The sequence below is a fragment of the Streptomyces asoensis genome (assembly GCF_013085465.1).
GTDB lineage: Bacteria > Actinomycetota > Actinomycetes > Streptomycetales > Streptomycetaceae > Streptomyces > Streptomyces cacaoi_A.
Genome location: NZ_CP049838.1, coordinates 610,538 through 626,494 on the forward strand (window position 1 = coordinate 610,538; position 15,957 = coordinate 626,494).

A 15,957-nucleotide genomic window follows, 5' to 3' on the forward strand; every position below is an offset into this window, starting at 1 on the left:
TTCAGGGCTTCGACGACGGTGGAACGGCGCCGATGTCCGGGGCGGCCCGCGGTGCAGCCGGGATCTGTGGCCGCTCTGGTGACGGCGCGTCGGTCGGATACTGCGCCGTTGTCGATGATGTTCCCGCCGTAGCCGTCCCGCTTGGCGCGGGCCGTCGGCTATTCGGACAGTTCGTCCAGGGACTCCCCGATCCCCGACAGCAACGGGGCGTGGTCCGGTGAGCCCGCCAGCCACGGCAGGAGGAAGGTCCACAAGTGTGTGACGCGGTCCACCGAGAGCCAGTCGCTGTCGGTCGCGCCCAACACCTCGAATCCCGCCGTCGCCGCCACGATCACGGTCGTCGCGGCGTCGACCGATACGTCCTGGGCGAGCTCCCCCTCGCGCTGTGCCTGGACGATGAGATCGTGCACCCACGTCCGCCACCATTGCAGCATCTGCGCCCCGTTCTTACGGGACGGGTCACCGCTGAGCCGGAACCCCGCCCTGATCACCGGATCGGTGACCACGGCCAGGAGCAGGCTGCAAGCCGTGTGCACCAGGGACTGCAACAGGGTGTCCGCCGCGCTGCGGCATCGTTCCGCCAGTTCCTCCACGGAGTCCGCCGCCGCCCTCTCCACCTCCCCGGCGAGATCGCTCTTGCTGGCGAAATGGAAGTGCAGGGCTCCGGTGCTCACACCGGCCCGCTCGCTGATGACGGGAAGGGAAGCCCGCGCATACCCCTCGGTGGCGAACAACTCGGCAGCCGCTTGGACAAGAGACTGACGTGTGCGCACCGCTCGCGCCTGCATGACCATCAGGTCTCCCTCCCTCAACCTGTACAGGACGACGCGGGACCGGGCCCGCCCGCCCGGAACGTGGAGAGCATCCCACCGGTGATCTACAAGTAAACCGCGCGTTTGGTATTTTTATACAGTAAGACATCCGCCCGATCGCCACCGGGGCTCGAAGTGCGAGACAGGCAGGGTGGGTTGCGGACTCAGGCGATGCCGCCGTTCGCGAAGAGGACCTGTCCGTTGACCCAACGCCCCGGGCCGGCCAGGAAGGCCACGGTCTCGGCGATGTCCTCGGGTGTCCCGAGCCGTTCCAGCGGGGGCTGCGCGGCGAGGCGGTCGATCGTCCCCTGGTCCTTGCCCTCGAGGAAGAGCGGTGTGGCCGTGGGGCCGGGCGCGACGGCGTTGACGGTGACGTCCCGACCGCGCATCTCGCGGGCCAGCACCAGCGTCATGGCCTCGACGGCGCCCTTGCTCGCCGCGTAGGGCGCGTACCCGGGGAAGGCCAGCCGGGTCACCGAGGTGGAGAAGGTGACCACCGCCCCGCCGTCGCGGACACGGCGCGCCGCCTCCCGGGCCACGACGAAGGCGCCACGGACATTGGTCCGCATCAGCCGGTCGAACGCGTCGAGATCGAACTCGGCGATCGGCCCCAGGGTCATCACACCGGCGGTGTGGACCACGACGTCGATCCCGCCGAACGCCCCCTCCACCACGGAGAAGGCGTCGGCCATGGCGTCCTCGTCGGCGACGTCACCGGTGACCGCGACCGCCCTGCCGCCGGCCTCCTCGACAGCGGCGACGGTCTCCTCCGCCGCCGCCTTGTTGCCCGCGTAGTGCACACCGACGGCCATGCCCTCGGTCGCGAGCCGCCGGGCCACGGCCCGGCCGATCCCCCCGGACGCGCCGGTGACGAGTGCGACGCGTGTGGTCTCGGACACGATGCTGCCTCCAGCTCATTTATGAACGCTGAGTCCATATAACCACGTTGTGAACGCTGCGTCCATATGCCAGGCTGTGGCCCGTCGGACGATGCCTGGAGGTCGGCGCAATGCAGGAACGGTCGGAACTCGAAGCCGCCCCCAGACCTCGGCGCGGCCGAGGCCGACGCCCCGCCGGAGAGGTGCGCGCGGACGTCCTCGACGCGGCCGGCGGTCTGCTCCTCGACAGGGGCATGGGCACGTTCACCATCGAGGCGGTCGCCGGGCGGGCGGGGGTCAGCAAGACGACGATCTACAAATGGTGGCCGTCCAAGGGCGCGCTCGCCCTCGACGGCTACTTCCACGTCGTGGAGGCCGTGCTGGCCTTCCCGGACAGCGACGATGTCGAGGCCGACCTCACCACGCAGCTCCGCGCGTTCGTGCGGATACTCACCGAGACGCCCGCCGGGCGGGTGATCGCCGAGCTCATCGGCCAGGCACAGACCGATCCGGAGCTGTCCGCCGCCCTGCTGGAACGTTACTCGGGCCCGCGGCGGGACCTGGCGGTCCGACGGATGCGGCGGGCGCAGGCAGAGGGTCAGCTGCGGGCCGACGTCGATCCCGAGGTCCTCGTGGACCAGCTGTGGGGCGCCTGCTACCACCGCCTGCTGATGCCCATCCTGCCCGTCACCGAGGAGTTCGCGACGAGCCTGATCGCCAACCTGCTGCGCGGCGTCCGCCCCTGACGAGGGACGGAAGACCACCGGCGCGGCTCTCCGCTCCGGACGCGGGCCCCCGCTTCTTCCGGCAACGCGTTCGCTCCCGGCTCTGGCCCCGGCGACCTACCGGGCGGTATACAAGCCCAGTCGAACGGTACGCCGACCGTACGGGACGGCGTCGTCGACGGGGCGTGGGCTTCAAGGGGGAGGAACTCGATGCAGCGCGAGGTTCGCACGGGAGTACCGGCCGATCGTCGCCGAAAGGGCGTCACCTTTCTTGCCGCACTGGGGAGTTGTGCCCTGGTCGCCGCTTCCGCGGCACCGGCCGCGGCGCACGGCGGAGGCGGGGGTGGCGGTGGCAGCCGGTACGTGGCGCTCGGCGACTCCTACACCTCCGGCCCCCTCATCCCCCGGCAGGTCGACGCCAACTGCGCCCGCTCCGACCACAATTACCCGTCGATCGTGGCCGGGCGGCTTCGGACGGCCACGTTCAAGGACGTCAGCTGCGGCGGGGCGACGACCGAGCACATGTGGAAGGCGCAGGGGACCAACGGCCCCCAACTCGACGCGGTGGGACGGAACAGCGACATCGTGACCGTCCAGATCGGCGGCAACGACATCGGCTTCGGCTCCATCATCGGCACCTGCGCCCAGCTGTCCGCGCAGGACCCGACCGGCAACCCGTGCCAGCGCCACTACGGCGCCTCGGGCGTCGACCAGCTCACTGTCGCGATAGCCAGAACCGGCCCCAAGGTCGCCCGGGTGCTCCAGGCCGTGCACGACCGGGCCCCGCACGCCCGGATCCTCGTCGTCGGGTACCCGGACCTGCTGCCCGACGACGGCAGCGGCTGTGCGCCCTCGGTGCCGTTCGCGACGCAGGACTTCCCCTACCTCCGGGACACCGGCAAACGGCTCAACCTGATGCTCCGTCTGGTGGCGCGCTGGAACCACGCCGAGTACGTCGACACCTACGGCCCCACCATCGGCCACGACATGTGCAAGCCCCCGGCGGAGCGGTGGATCGAGCCGTTGCAGCCCACGTCCCCCGCGGCTCCCGCGCACCCCAACGCCAAGGGTGAGGCAGCCATGGCGGGGGCCGTGTGGCAGCGCCTGACGCACGGGCGGGGCGGCCGCTGACCGGCGGAGTCCGGCGGACGGCGGACGGCGGAGTCCGGCGCCGTCCGCCGTCGCGCCGGTCCGCTCGGGCGGGGTCGCGGCGCGGCCCCGCCTCGTGCGGTCGGCTCACACGTCGGAGTCGATGCCGGTGACCACCGCCGGTCCCAGCGGCGCGCTGGTGTCGTCGAGCCCCGCGGCATGCAGGGCGGAGTCCGCGAGCCTGCGGGCGTCCTCCTCCGCGTGCGGACCGCTGTCCGCTTCGACGGCGAGCCGGATGGTGAACGTGTCGTCCTCGTTCACGGTGAGCGGGTCGAGGTCCTGCGCGCTGCCCATCCGCGTGTGGTGCGGATCGGCCGGGCGCAGGGCCTGACTCAGCCGCGTTCGCGTCTCGTCCTCCACCGCGGTGGTGAAGGTGCCGGGCACGGTGATCACGTACGTCGTCATGGTGTTCCCTTCCTCGGGTCCTCGGTCCTCGGGTTCCCTCCCGCATACCCCGGAGCGGGGCGGTCGATCTCCGCTCTCTTCGGGTAGGCCCCGCCAGCCTGCTCCCTGTCTCCTCGGGACGGGGCGAGCAGGGCGGCGGCGCCCGCCTGCGTGACCACCCGACCCGCGCGACACTGAAAGCCGCGGATGATCCTCGGGTGGCGCGCGGAGAGGAGCGCTGATGCCCAAGCGGCCGTCGCTCGCCGAATCCGTCCGGGCCGGCCGGCGTGCGACGCGGGTCACGGTCGCCGCGGCGGCCGGGTTCTATCCGGCGGCGTATCTCCTCGATCAGCCCGTGACCGCGGTCTACGCCCTGTTCACGCCCATCGCGTTCGGCGTCCTCTCGCCGGTGCCCGGGTCCGGTCGCCGACGCGCCGTGACCGTGCTGCGTGCCTTGCCGGCCGCCGCTGTCCTCACCGCCGCCGGCACGGCCCTCGCCGTGCAGACCTGGTCGGCCGTGGCGGGCATGCTGACCGTCGGGTTCGTGCTGATGTTCGGCTCGGTGTGCGGCCCGCGCCTGGCCGGCACCGTCCCCGGGCTTCAGCTGTTCTACATCCTCGCCTGTTTCCCGCCCTTCGCCCCGGAGACGCTGCCCCAGCGGCTGACCGGGGTCGCCATCGGCGGGATGTCGCTCGTCCTGTGCGAGGTGGCGGTGCTCCCGGATCCGCCGGATCCGTCGTACCGCGACCGACTCGCCGACACCCTGGACCTCGCGGCCCGGGCCACCCGCTCCCTGATCCACACGGACGGCCCGGAGCCCGGTCTGGCCGAACGGCTGAGGGCGGCCGGGCGGGGCCTGCGTTTCTCGCAGCAGCCTGCCGGCGCCCGCCCGACCGGAGCGGGAAGGGCGGACCGCGCGCTCGCCCAGGCGGGTTCCGCGACCCGGCGGCTTGTCGACCAGCTGGCCGCCCTCACCGAGATGCACTCCGCGCCCTCGGACACGGCCTCGCAGAACCTCCTGCACGGCATCGCGGCGGCCTGCGCCGAAACGGCCGGCACGCTGCGCCGGTCGCGCCCCGCGGTGGGGCCCGAGCTGATCGAGGAGATGATTGCCCAGTTCCTGACCGCACGCGACGGCGACCCCACCGAGCGCGTCCCCCGCCCGCACCAGGTGCTGCTGCGGCAGTCGACGGTGCTGACGATCGCGGTCGCCGCCGTGACCGTGCGCACGGCCGTCGCCCTGGCGCTCGGCGGCCGTCGGCCGGTGCCCGGTCTGCCCCGGGAGCAGTTCTGGTACGCGCGGACGCCGACGGTCCGCCTGTTCAGCATCCGCCTCACCGGCAATCTGACACGGCGCTCCGTCGTCTTCCAGAACGCGCTGCGCAGCGCGTGCGGTCTCGCACTCGCCCGCCTGGTGGCGGGCTCACTCGACCTGTCGCACGGCTTCTGGGTGCTGCTGACCGTGCTGACGCTGGGGCGGACCACGGCGGGTGCCACCTGGTCCGCCGTCCGCGCGGCCGTCGTGGGCACACTGGCCGGTGCGCTCGCCGCCGGGCTGCTCCTCATCGGGGCGGGCCAGGCCACCGAGGTGTACGCGTACCTGCTCGTACCGATGATGCTGATCGCCTTCGCGGTGGGACCCCTGGAAGGGCCGGCCTGGGCGCAGGGACTGTTCACCCTGGTCGTCTCCACGGCGTTCGCGCAGATCGCGCCCGTGACGTGGCGGCTCGCGGAGATGCGGGTCGTGGATGTGCTGACCGGGAGCGCGGTCGGGCTGCTGTGCGGTGTGCTCGCCTGGCCGTTCGGGGCCCGCGCCGAGACGCGGCGCAGCATGACGGCGCTGCTCCGGTCCGCCGCCCCCGTGGTGCGGGCCACCACCGCCGCCGTGACCGGTGACGGCCCGGCAGGCCGCGGCGACGGCGCCCACCAGGCCGTCCGGCTGACCCTGCACCGGCTTCGTATCGCGGAGGGCTCGTACGCGCAGTACCGCACCGAGCCCTCCGCCCGTGCCCGCGAGCCCGAACCCGACTACCTCGCCGCCCTCAACTTCGGCTCCCGTGTCCTGCTCGGCGCCTATTGGCTGCCCCGGACGGACCGTCCGCCCGAGCTGCCTCCCGCCGCCCTGCGCTGGGCCCGGCACATCAGCGAGGAGACGGAAACCGCCATCGTCAGGGCGGCCGAGTTCCCGCCGGGCGGCATCCATGTCCGGCTGACGCCGCCGCCCTCCCTGCCGTCCGAGGTCCCGCCACGGGTCCTGTCCCTCCTGACCGACATCGAGGTGTGGCTCAACGCGCTCGCGGCGGACCTCCGAACCAGTACCAGTCACCGGACGATCCGGACGGCCGCCTCCTGAACGGCCGCCCGGCCGAGACGCTCCGCGCCGGAGGACCGGTCGTGAACCCGCGTGCCCTAACCCGCCAAGGTCGCGACGGTGGGGCCGTCGGGGCGGACGGTGATGCCGTACGCCGCCTTGGTGGGGGTCGAGGAGAAGGCCAGGGTATGGACCGGCAGCAGGTGTTCGAGCAGGACGGTCGACTCGCGGAGCGCGAACTGCACACCGAGGCAGGCACGGGGACCGATACCGAAGGGGAAGTAGGCGCCGAGGTGCGCAGGCCGGCCGTCCGGAGTGACGAACCGCCCGGGTTCGAAGTGCTCCGGGTCCGGCCACAGTTCGGGATCGCGGTGCGTGAGGTACGGGCAGACGAGGATGTCGGTGCCCGCCTCGACGGTGTAGCCGGCGAGGACGTCGTCCTCGGCGGCGTGGCGGGGCAGGATCCAGGCGGACGGATAGAGCCGGAGCGTTTCGTGGATCAGGGCCTGGATGGCCTGGCGGCGTTGCGGCGAGCCTTCGCCGCCGGCGGCGAGAGTCTGTTCGCGGGCGGCGGGGTGCCGGTCGAGGAGCAGATACAGCCAGGTCAGAGTGGTCGCGGTGGTTTCGTGCCCGGCCGTGAGCAGCGTGACCAGCTCGTCACGGATCAACTGGTCGGTGTACTCGGGATGCTCGGCGCCGGCGTCGGTCAGGACACGCAGCAGGCCCGGTCCGTCCGGGCCGGCCGCCCCGTTTCGGGCGGCCTCGATGGCGTGCCCGGCGACCGCGTCGATCCGGGCGAGATCGGCGGCGACGGCGTTCCGGGCGTCGGAGGCATCGGCGGGCAGCGTCGGAAGGGCGGTAGCCACGGCTGCCACGGCGTCCAGTTCGCGCTCGGTCCCGTCGTCGAGGGGGTGCCCGGTGAGGGAGCGCCAGATGGCGTCCAGGGCGAAGCGGCGCATCTCCCGCCCGACGTCGAAGCTCTGCCCGGTACGGGCGTACCCGGCCCAGCGCTCGGACGTGGTCCGGGCGGCCTCGGTGATCCGCTGTTCGTAGCGGCGCATCCCGGTGCCGGTGAACTGGGACTGCAACAAGCGGCGTTGACGCTTCCACGCCGTACCGGTGGCGGCGAGGACTCCGTCGCCGATCAGCAGACGGGCGCGGTGGGAGCGCTTGACGTACCGCTCGGGGTACCGGGCGAGTACGTGCTGGACCGCCGACGGGTCGGTGACGAGCACGGTGGGAGACGGCCCGAGCCGGAAGGCGGCGACGCCGCCGCACCGCGCACGCACCTGGGCGAGCAACTCGACCAGCTCGCCTCTCTCCGAGCGCCACCGCTCCACGAGCCCGGACTCGATTTCGGGGACCGGCCGTCCCGTTCCCGAATCGAGCGAGAGAGAGCCGTGACCGGCTTCGGATTCCATGATTCTTCTCCTGGTCGACCGCCGTACCGAGCTGCGCGAGGGAGCACTCACACTGTGCGGACTGTACGGGATCGGACACCTTCGGTGACAGCGCACCGAAGCCGCCCCGAGACTGCCGCGCGTGGCTCCGCCCTGCCGCCTGACGCACCGTGATGTCAGGACGACGCCAAGGCCCTGGAGTGAGGGATCACCTGGCGGCTCGCCCGATCGACCCGATCACGGTGAACACGGGCACAGCCCCGCTCGTACCCACAACGGAGCCACCACTGAAGGGGCTTCACAGGCCCCGCCTAGGATGATCCCGATGAAGAGCCGCGAGCAGCAGCACCTTGCGCGACCGCCCGTGCGGCGGTGGCGGGCGCTGCTCGTGCTCGGACTGCTCGCCGGGCTACTGGCCATGCACGCCCTGGCCCCCGGCGGCACCGTCCACGAACAGGCCGGGCCACAGCACATGACGGCCGTCCCGGTCAGCGCCCATGACGACTGCGCGGGGGACGGCGGGGACTGCGGCGGAGGACACCTCCAGCACGCCGACCCGACCTGCCTGGCTGCCGCGGTGAGCGGTGCGCCGGTTCTGCCCGCGCTCGTTCCCGACCCGGTGACCGTCCCCGTACGTGCCGACGCCGTCCGCCCGTACGCGGCCGAGGACCCGGACAGCGCACGCGCGCCACCCTCCCTGGCGGAACTCCAACTCCTGCGGATCTAGACACCACGCGACACCACGTCACCGGCACGGCGACGCGGTGCGCCTCGACATGTCCCGATCCGATTTCGCACAGCCCAGCAGGAGTCTCAGCATGCGCAACACCCGTACCCTGACCCGCCGCGCCGCTCTCACGGCCGCCTCTGTCACCGCCGCGCTCGTCCTCGCCGCCTGCGGCAATGACAACAGCGGCGGACACGCGGGCGGTCACAGCTCCGTGTCGTCGTCGGCGAGCGCCGACGCCACGGCCGGAGCGCACAACGCCCAGGACGTGTCCTTCGCGCAGGGCATGATCCCCCACCACCAGCAGGCCCTCGAGATGGCGGAGCTCGCCGCGGACCGGGCCTCGTCCGCCGAGGTCAAGGACCTCGCCTCACGCATCGAAAAGGCGCAGGACCCGGAGATCAGGACCATCGGCGGCTGGCTGACGTCCTGGGGCGAGGACGTCCCGACGTCGTCCGACAGCACGAAGGAATCCATGCCCGGCATGGACCACTCGGCCGGGGCCGGGATGCCCGGCATGATGGACGGCTCTGACATGGACGAACTGGAGAAGGCGTCCGGCACGGACTTCGACACCATGTTCCTGACCATGATGATCGACCACCACGAGGGCGCCGTGGCCATGGCCACCACCGAGAGGAGCAAGGGCGAGTACGGCCCCGCCACGTCCATGGCCGACGACATCATCACCGCGCAGACGGCCGAGATCGCCAAGATGAACAAGCTCCTCGGCAACAGCTGACGAACGGGGGGAGGGGGCCGGATCACACGCCGGCCCCCTCTGCCCCTGTCACCCGGGAGCCCGGCCAAGGGATTTTCCATGGGCCGACCTCGCACCAGGCCCTGCCTCGGACGCTCGGCCGGGCAAACACCTGGCAGGCCCGTGGACGGAGAGATCATCATGTGAGGATGCCTCAGAATTCATCCTCGGCGGCTCCGACCGCGGTACGGCTCCTTCGGTACACGAGGGCGGAGCAGGACGAGATCCTCGGCGGCGGTGACGACCCCTTCGGTGTCGCCGCGACCGGGTTGAGCTGGCTGCCCAAAGAAGATCACTTCGGCGTCAGAGACGGCGACCGGCTGGTGGCACACGCCGGCCTGCTACGGCTGTCCGTCGCGGTCGGCGACACCGAGACGGAGGTCGTGGGCGTCGGAGGAGTGGCCGTCGCACCCGATGTACGAGGCCAGGGGCTGGCTCGGCTGGTGATCGCGGCGGCACTCGAGCACGCTCGCACGATGGGTCCTCGACACGCGCTCCTGTTCTGCCGGCCCCCACTCGTGCCGCTGTACCAGCGCCTCGGGTGGCGTCCGCTCGACGACGACGTACTCGTCGAGCAACCCGAAACCGATTGGTGACCATGCCGTTGCACACCATGGTGACGCCCCTGCACGACAACGCGCACTGGCCTTCGGGGCCGGTACGCCTGTTCTCCCTCCCCATGTGACGCTGTGACGCAGGCACCGCGCGGTCGGGCGACCGGCTCAGACGTGGCGCACCTGGGCGGAGCCGTCCAACCAGTGCCAGTTCACCAGGCTCACGGCCCTGAATGCGCGAGCTGTCACGCGGTGGCCCGTCGTCGTGCGTACGCCTCGATCTCGATCTTCATGCGGGGATCGGCGAGGCCGCACACCAGCATCGTGGCGGCCGGTCGGACCTGCCCGAAGGCGCGACGCAGGACCGGCCAGCACGGCTCGAAGTCGGCCCGCTCGGGCAACAGATAGCGCACCCGCACCACGTCGGCGAAGGTGCACTTCGCTTCGGTCAGCGCGGCCTCGATGTTGCTCAGGCACTGCTCGGCCTGTTCCACGACGTCATCGGAGATCGTCATGGTGGCGTAGTGGAATCCGGTGGTCCCGGACACCTGGACCCAGTCGCCGTCGACCACGGCGCGGGCATAGCCGATCTGCTCTTCGAACGTCGAGCCGCTGAGGATGGAACGTCGCTCCGTCATGCGCCGGACGCTAGGTGACCAGCACAGATACGTCCAATACGGCTTCAGGCATGGGGTGATATCTCTAGGCGTATGGAGCGCCCCGAACTTCCCCTTCAGCAGCTGCACGCCTTCGTGGTACTCGCCGAGGAACTCCACTTCGGCCGCGCCGCCACCCGCCTGGGCATCGCCCAGCCGCCACTGAGCCAGCAGATCCGGCGGCTGGAGGACAGGGTCGGGCACGCGCTGTTCAGCCGCGAGCCAGGGCGCATCGGCCTCACCCCGGCGGGCCGCGAACTCCTCCCCCCGGCCCGGCATGCCCTCACCGGCCTCGCGGACGGCCTGGCCGCAGCCCGCGAAGTCGGCAGCGGCAGAGCAGGCCGCCTGCGGATCGGCTTCGCCGCCTCCCTGGCCCTGACCGTCCTGCCCGGCCTGCTGCGCACCTTTCGGGAACGGTTTCCCGCCGTGCAACTGGACATCCAGGAAATGACCACCACACCGCAACTGGCCGCTCTGCGCGAGAGGACCATCGACCTCGGCCTGCTGCGCGAGCCGCCTGCCCACGACGCGGAACTCGGATTCGGGACCGTGCTGACCGAGCGGTTCGTGGCCGTCCTGCCGTCCGCGCACCCATTGGCGGCGCAACGACTCGTCCGCGTCGAGCAGTTGGCGGGCTGCCCCTTTGTGCTCCTGCCTCGCGCCGTCGGCCCGCCGCTGTACGACCAGATCACCGGCCTGTGCGTCGCGGCGGGCTTCACGCCCCGGGTGGCTCAGCACGCCGTGGAATGGCAGACCGTCTGCGCCCTGGTGGAAACCGGCCTGGGCGTGTCACTTGCCCCGGAGAGCATCCGCCGTATCCGCCTCAAAGGCGTTGCCTTCCGACGGATCGAGCCCGGCATCGCTCGCACACGAGTCGCCGTCGCCTGGCGTAAGAACGACTCCAACCCCCTGGTCCCACGCCTCCTGGCGGCTCTCGACCAAGAGCCGCCGGTCTGACGGCCCTGGCCCGAACGGCCACTCTGCCTCAGGAAAGGTCGATCGGACCGGTGCGGTCGATGAAACGTCCCGAGCCGGCGCCGGGCGCCTCGGTTGCGAGGCGGACGATCGCGTCGGTGCCCTCGGTGACGGACTGCGGGCCGCTGTGGCCGTTGAGGTCGGTCGCCGTGTAGCCGGGATCGGCGGCATTGACGCGGATGTCCTTCAGCCCCTTGGCGTACTGGGTGGTCAACATGGTGAGGGCCGCCTTCGAGGCGGTGTACAGAGGGGCGACGACCGAGGACTCGGCCCGCGACGGGTCGTGCGTGAGGGCGAGCGACCCCATGCCACTACTGACGTTGATGATGACCGGGTCGGGCGACCGGCGCAGCAGCGGGAGGAAGGCGGTGGTCGTGCGGACCGCGCCGAAGACGTTGACATCGAAGACGCCCAGAGCGTCCGCGCCGGTCAGGTCGCCGGGATCGCCGTGCGGACCGTGCACGCCGGCGTTGTTGATCAGAACGTCGAGTACGCCTTCGTGTGCGGCGACATCGGCCGCCGCGGCGTCGACGGAGGCGTCGTCGGTGACATCGATACGGACGAATCGCGCGCCCAGCGTGGCCGCGGCTGCGGCGCCCCGCTCCGGGTCGCGGGCTCCCACGATCACGGTGTGACCGAGTTCGACGAGGCGGCGGGCGGTCTCGTGGCCGAGGCCCTTGTTGGCTCCGGTGATGAATGTGGTGGTCATGCGTCGATCGTCCCCACCGCGGCGGGCCCCGGCCAGGGACGCTTCGACCGTAGGAACGGCAGTACCAGGATCACCGCGATCACGGGCGGGGAGGGAGTGGGGCAGGATGGGCGCCATGGCGACGAAAGCGGGAGCTGGACTGGGTGCGACGATCCGCGCCTGGCGAGAGCGGCTGTCCCCGTCGACCGTGGGGCTGCCGTCGGCCCGGACCCGCCGCGCGGCCGGGCTGCGTCGCGAGGAACTCGCCGAACGCGCCGGTGTGTCGGTCGACTACGTGGTGCGTCTGGAGCAGGGGCGGGCCACGGCCCCTTCGGCCCAGGTGGTCGCCTCTCTCGCCCGCGCCCTGCGACTGACCGTCCCCGAGCGCGACCACCTGTACCGCATGGCCGGGCTGGTCCCCCCGCACGACGACCTCATCCCCGACGACATCCCGCCGGGCGTGCACCGCGTGCTGAACCGGCTCGGAGACGTCGCGGTCGCCGTGTTCGCCGCGGACTGGCAGATGATCTGGTGGAACCCCGGATGGGCGGCGCTGCTCGGCGACCCGTCGACCACGCCGCCGGAGCTGCGCAACTTCGCCCGTGAGCGGTTCCCGGTCGGTTCCGACGCCGTGCGCATCGCCTCCTGGCCGGTGGCCGTGCGGAACAGCGCCGACTCGGACCTCGCCATCGTGTCCGACCTGCGCCGCGCCACCGGTCGTTTCCCCGACGACGCACGCCTGGCCGAGCTGATCCGTGTCCTCACCGTGGGCAATCCGACCTTCGCCCGGCTGTGGGCGAGCGGCGCGGTGGGAGCCCACCGCGAGGACCACAAGACGATCGAGCATCCTGAGGTCGGTCCTGTCGAAGTGGACTGCGACGTCCTGACCGACGGCGAGTCGGACCTCAAGATCGTCATCTTGAGCGCACTGCCCGGCAGCGCGCACGCGGCCAGATTGCGGCTCGCGTTGGCTGCCGACATCGACAGCGCGCCCTCGCGCACCTGCTGACCACCCTCGAACGTGCTCACGTACGTGGGCAGATCCGGCAGGTCCAGCAGGTCCGGCAGGTTCGGCAGGTCCGACTGCCGCCGGTCGCGCCGGGAAGCCGCCCGGTGACATGCCTCCGGCCGTTCGCGGAACGATCCGCGAACGGCCGGAGGGGCCAGGAGGGCTTGGCGTCAGCGCGCGGCGAGGAGTTCGAGGGTGTCGATCACACGGTGGGAGAAGCCCCACTCGTTGTCGTACCAGGCGACCACCTTGACATGGCGGCCTTCGACACGGGTGAGGGCCGAGTCGAAGATCGACGAGGCAGGGTTGCCGACGATGTCGGACGACACGAGCGCGTCCTCCGAGTACTCGAGGACGCCGGCGAGCGGGCCCTCGGCCGCGGTGCGGTACGCCGCCAGCACGTCCTCGCGCGTCACGTCGCGGGCGACGGTCGTGTTGAGCTCGACGATCGAACCCACCGGGACCGGCACCCGGATCGAGTCCCCCGACAGCTTGCCGTCGAGGTTCGGCAGCACGAGGCCGATCGCCTTGGCGGCGCCCGTCGTGGTCGGCACGATGTTCACGCCGGCGGCACGGGCGCGGCGCGGGTCGCGGTGCGGACCGTCCTGGAGGTTCTGCTCCTGCGTGTAGGCGTGCACCGTCGTCATGAAGCCGTGCTCGATGCCGGCGAGGTCGTCGAGCACGGCGGCCAGCGGCGCGAGCGCGTTGGTCGTGCACGACGCGTTCGAGACGATCGTGTGCAGCTCCGGGTCGTAGGCGTCGGTGTTGACGCCGTACGCGAGCGTGACGTCGGCGCCGTCCGAGGGGGCGCTGACCAGGACCTTCTTCGCGCCCGCGTCGAGGTGGGCACGGGCGTCCTTGGCCGAGGTGAACCGGCCGGTCGCCTCCAGCACGATGTCGACGTCGAGCTCGGCCCACGGCAGTCGCGCCGGTTCGCGCTCGGCGAGCACCTTGATGCGACGGCCGTCGACGACAAGGACGTCGCCGTCGACGCTGACCGGGCGACCCAGCCGGCCGGCCGTCGAGTCGAAGGCGAGCAGTCGCGCGAGCGTGGCGGGTTCCGTGAGGTCGTTGACGGCGACGATCTCGAGGTCGCTGTCTCGCTGGAGGAGCGCGCGCAGCACGTTGCGTCCGATGCGGCCGAATCCGTTGACGGCGATGCGAGTCATGAAAGTGATGTCCCTTCGGTCCTTCGGTTCGCCACCAGCCTCGCGTGTGGCGGCCATCGGTGACCTGGGCGTGAGCGCCATGGTTCGAAAGGATCTCGCCACGTCGCCACGCGGCGTACCCGGCGTACCCGGCCTGTCCGGACGGGCCCCCGTCGGCCCGGGCGTGCCCCGCCCGTCCGGCGTACCGGCTACTCGCCCTTGGCGAAGGTGCGCCGGTATTCGCTCGGTGTGGTGCCGAGGATCTGCTGGAAGTGCGTCCGCAGATTCGCTCCCGTACCGAGTCCGACGTCCCCGGCGATCTGCTCGACGCTGCGCTCGGAGCGTTCGAGCAGCTCACGGGCCATGTCGATACGGGCGCGCATGACCCACTGCATGGGCGTGTACCCCGTGTCCTCGACGAAGCGCCGCGAGAAGGTGCGCTCCGAGACGGCGGCGTGCCGGGCCAGTGTCTCGAGGGTGAGGGGCTCGTCGAGTCGGTGCAGCGCCCACTCCCGGGTGGCGGCGAACCGCTCGCCCAGCGGCTCCGGCACGCTGCGCGGCACGTACTGCGCCTGGCCTCCGCTGCGGTAGGGCGCGGCGACCAGGCGCCGGGCCGCGTGGTTCGAGGCGGCCACCCCGAGGTCGCGGCGCAGGATGTGCAGGCACAGGTCGATCCCGGAGGCGGCGCCGGCCGACGTCAGCACGCTGCCCTCGTCGACGAACAGGACGTTCTCGTCGACCTGGACGAGCGGGTGCTTCGCCGCCAGCGCCCGGGTGTAGTGCCAGTGGGTCGTGGCACGCCGGCCGTCGAGCAGGCCCGTGGCGGCCAGCGCGAAGGCCCCCGTCGAGATGGCGGCCAGCCGAGCGCCCCGGGCGTGGGCGGCCAGCAGCGCGCGCAGGACCGCCGGCGGCGGATCGTCGAGGTCCGGAAATCGGTAGCCGGGAAGAAACACGACGTCGGCCCACTCGAGCGCGTCCAGACCGTGCGCCACGTGATACGACAACCCGTCCCCGCCGGTCACCAGACCGGGCGCCGCGCCGCACACCCGCACCTCGTACGGCATGCTGGCGCGGGTCGTGAACACCTGCGCGGGAATGCCGACGTCGAGCGGCTTGGCCCCCTCGAGCACAAGGACGGCGACACGTTGCAGGCGGGAGGACGACACCCGGAACAGGGTACGGGGGTACGGGCCGTGGTATCGGCGGCACCGCCCGCGCCCACCGGCGCCGGGTGGTCGGCGGATCCCCGATGCGGCGCCGTCCTGCGGTGCTCCGCGCTAGACGTGCGCCCCGGGCACGTGCCGCGGCTCGGCGATCAGCCCGTAGATGACCAGCGCGGACACGACCATGGTGGCCAGCGACCAGAACGGGTAGACCGGCAGGAAGATCATCTGCCCGACCAGGCAGAACACCGCCAGACAGAGGCCCGTCAGCCGTGCCGCCCTGGAGCCCACGAGCACGCCGATGCCCGCCAGGGCCATCACGATGCCGATGGCGACCCAGATCCAGCCCCAGGCCGTGTAGTTGAAGATGAGCAGCCGGTTGCCCTCGGAGTAGGCCTTCGAGTAGTAGCCGTGATTGAAGATCGCCACGAATCCGTTGAGCAGGTTGAAAAGAGCGCTGACCAGCAGCAGGATCCCGGCGAAGGCCACCCAGTGCGAGCGCTCCATCGGAGGTATGGCGTCGTCTGAGAGAGAGGCTTGTCGCTGCATGGGATCCATCAGACGCAGCACCACGGCAGGTCGCAATCAGTGATGGCCCGTTGGGGTTGCGCGGCCGAC

16 protein-coding genes and 1 pseudogene are annotated in these 15,957 nt (G+C 71.6%); 8 read left to right on the forward strand and 9 right to left on the reverse strand.

The features are described 5' to 3' along the window. Positions 1-158: 158 nt before the first annotated feature. Together G9272_RS02880 and G9272_RS02885 are read right to left on the reverse strand one after the other, a co-directional pair. Entirely contained in the window at positions 159-788 is a 630-nt protein-coding gene (locus tag G9272_RS02880; RefSeq protein WP_253267686.1) for a ScbR family autoregulator-binding transcription factor, read from the reverse strand. Between the two features lie 188 nt (positions 789-976). After that, positions 977-1,711, reverse strand: coding sequence for an SDR family oxidoreductase (locus G9272_RS02885; RefSeq protein WP_171395042.1), 735 nt, complete (start codon positions 1,709-1,711; stop codon positions 977-979). A 182-nt stretch (positions 1,712-1,893) separates the two neighbouring features. Here G9272_RS02885 and G9272_RS02890 point away from each other — a divergent pair, with 182 nt between their 5' ends. Further along, on the forward strand, positions 1,894-2,436 hold the full coding sequence (locus G9272_RS02890) for a TetR/AcrR family transcriptional regulator (RefSeq protein ID WP_253267687.1): 543 nt from the start codon (positions 1,894-1,896) through the stop codon (positions 2,434-2,436). A 189-nt stretch (positions 2,437-2,625) separates the two neighbouring features. Continuing rightward, positions 2,626-3,546 carry an SGNH/GDSL hydrolase family protein gene (locus G9272_RS02895; protein ID WP_171395044.1) on the forward strand — a complete coding sequence of 307 codons (921 nt, stop codon included), beginning with the start codon at positions 2,626-2,628 and terminating at the stop codon, positions 3,544-3,546. A 105-nt stretch (positions 3,547-3,651) separates the two neighbouring features. Here the strand turns inward: G9272_RS02895 and G9272_RS02900 are convergent, their stop codons facing one another. Beyond that, complete coding sequence (locus G9272_RS02900) at positions 3,652-3,969, reverse strand: hypothetical protein (protein WP_171395045.1); 318 nt, start codon at positions 3,967-3,969, stop codon at positions 3,652-3,654. A 220-nt stretch (positions 3,970-4,189) separates the two neighbouring features. Here G9272_RS02900 and G9272_RS02905 point away from each other — a divergent pair, with 220 nt between their 5' ends. Continuing rightward, complete coding sequence (locus G9272_RS02905; protein ID WP_171395046.1) at positions 4,190-6,301, forward strand: FUSC family protein; 2,112 nt, start codon at positions 4,190-4,192, stop codon at positions 6,299-6,301. 56 nt (positions 6,302-6,357) lie between these two features. Here the strand turns inward: G9272_RS02905 and G9272_RS02910 are convergent, their stop codons facing one another. Continuing rightward, positions 6,358-7,680, reverse strand: coding sequence for a cytochrome P450 (locus G9272_RS02910; protein ID WP_171395047.1), 1,323 nt, complete (start codon positions 7,678-7,680; stop codon positions 6,358-6,360). Between the two features lie 304 nt (positions 7,681-7,984). Between G9272_RS02910 and G9272_RS02915 the strand changes: the two genes are divergently transcribed. The 3 genes and pseudogenes from G9272_RS02915 to G9272_RS02925 all read left to right on the forward strand — a co-directional run bounded on the left by G9272_RS02915 (position 7,985) and on the right by G9272_RS02925 (position 9,831). After that, positions 7,985-8,386 (forward strand): DUF6153 family protein, encoded by a 402-nt coding sequence (locus G9272_RS02915; RefSeq protein ID WP_171395048.1) that lies wholly within the window; start codon positions 7,985-7,987, stop codon positions 8,384-8,386. Between the two features lie 91 nt (positions 8,387-8,477). After that, positions 8,478-9,128, forward strand: coding sequence for a DUF305 domain-containing protein (locus tag G9272_RS02920; protein WP_171395049.1), 651 nt, complete (start codon positions 8,478-8,480; stop codon positions 9,126-9,128). 167 nt (positions 9,129-9,295) lie between these two features. Then, positions 9,296-9,831: pseudogene (locus G9272_RS02925) on the forward strand (GNAT family N-acetyltransferase). Between the two features lie 114 nt (positions 9,832-9,945). On the opposite strand, the gene G9272_RS02930 reads toward G9272_RS02925, so the two are convergent. Then, complete coding sequence (locus G9272_RS02930; RefSeq protein ID WP_171395050.1) at positions 9,946-10,338, reverse strand: RidA family protein; 393 nt, start codon at positions 10,336-10,338, stop codon at positions 9,946-9,948. Positions 10,339-10,410: 72 nt separating this feature from the next. Between G9272_RS02930 and G9272_RS02935 the strand changes: the two genes are divergently transcribed. Next, complete coding sequence (locus G9272_RS02935; RefSeq protein WP_171395051.1) at positions 10,411-11,313, forward strand: LysR family transcriptional regulator; 903 nt, start codon at positions 10,411-10,413, stop codon at positions 11,311-11,313. Between the two features lie 28 nt (positions 11,314-11,341). Here the strand turns inward: G9272_RS02935 and G9272_RS02940 are convergent, their stop codons facing one another. Next, positions 11,342-12,040, reverse strand: a complete 699-nt coding sequence (locus G9272_RS02940; RefSeq protein ID WP_171395052.1) for an SDR family NAD(P)-dependent oxidoreductase — start codon at positions 12,038-12,040, stop codon at positions 11,342-11,344. A 106-nt stretch (positions 12,041-12,146) separates the two neighbouring features. Between G9272_RS02940 and G9272_RS02945 the strand changes: the two genes are divergently transcribed. Further along, positions 12,147-13,028: a helix-turn-helix transcriptional regulator gene (locus G9272_RS02945; protein WP_171395053.1), complete on the forward strand. Its 882-nt coding sequence runs from the start codon at positions 12,147-12,149 to the stop codon at positions 13,026-13,028. Between the two features lie 170 nt (positions 13,029-13,198). Here the strand turns inward: G9272_RS02945 and gap are convergent, their stop codons facing one another. From gap to G9272_RS02960, 3 genes are all read right to left on the reverse strand, one after another. Further along, positions 13,199-14,197 (reverse strand): type I glyceraldehyde-3-phosphate dehydrogenase, encoded by a 999-nt coding sequence (gene gap / locus G9272_RS02950; protein WP_171395054.1) that lies wholly within the window; start codon positions 14,195-14,197, stop codon positions 13,199-13,201. A gap of 188 nt (positions 14,198-14,385) precedes the next feature. Continuing rightward, positions 14,386-15,342 (reverse strand): GlxA family transcriptional regulator, encoded by a 957-nt coding sequence (locus tag G9272_RS02955; RefSeq protein WP_171395055.1) that lies wholly within the window; start codon positions 15,340-15,342, stop codon positions 14,386-14,388. Positions 15,343-15,453: 111 nt separating this feature from the next. Next, on the reverse strand, positions 15,454-15,846 hold the full coding sequence (locus G9272_RS02960; protein WP_171395056.1) for a DUF7144 family membrane protein: 393 nt from the start codon (positions 15,844-15,846) through the stop codon (positions 15,454-15,456). Positions 15,847-15,957: the final 111 nt, after the last annotated feature.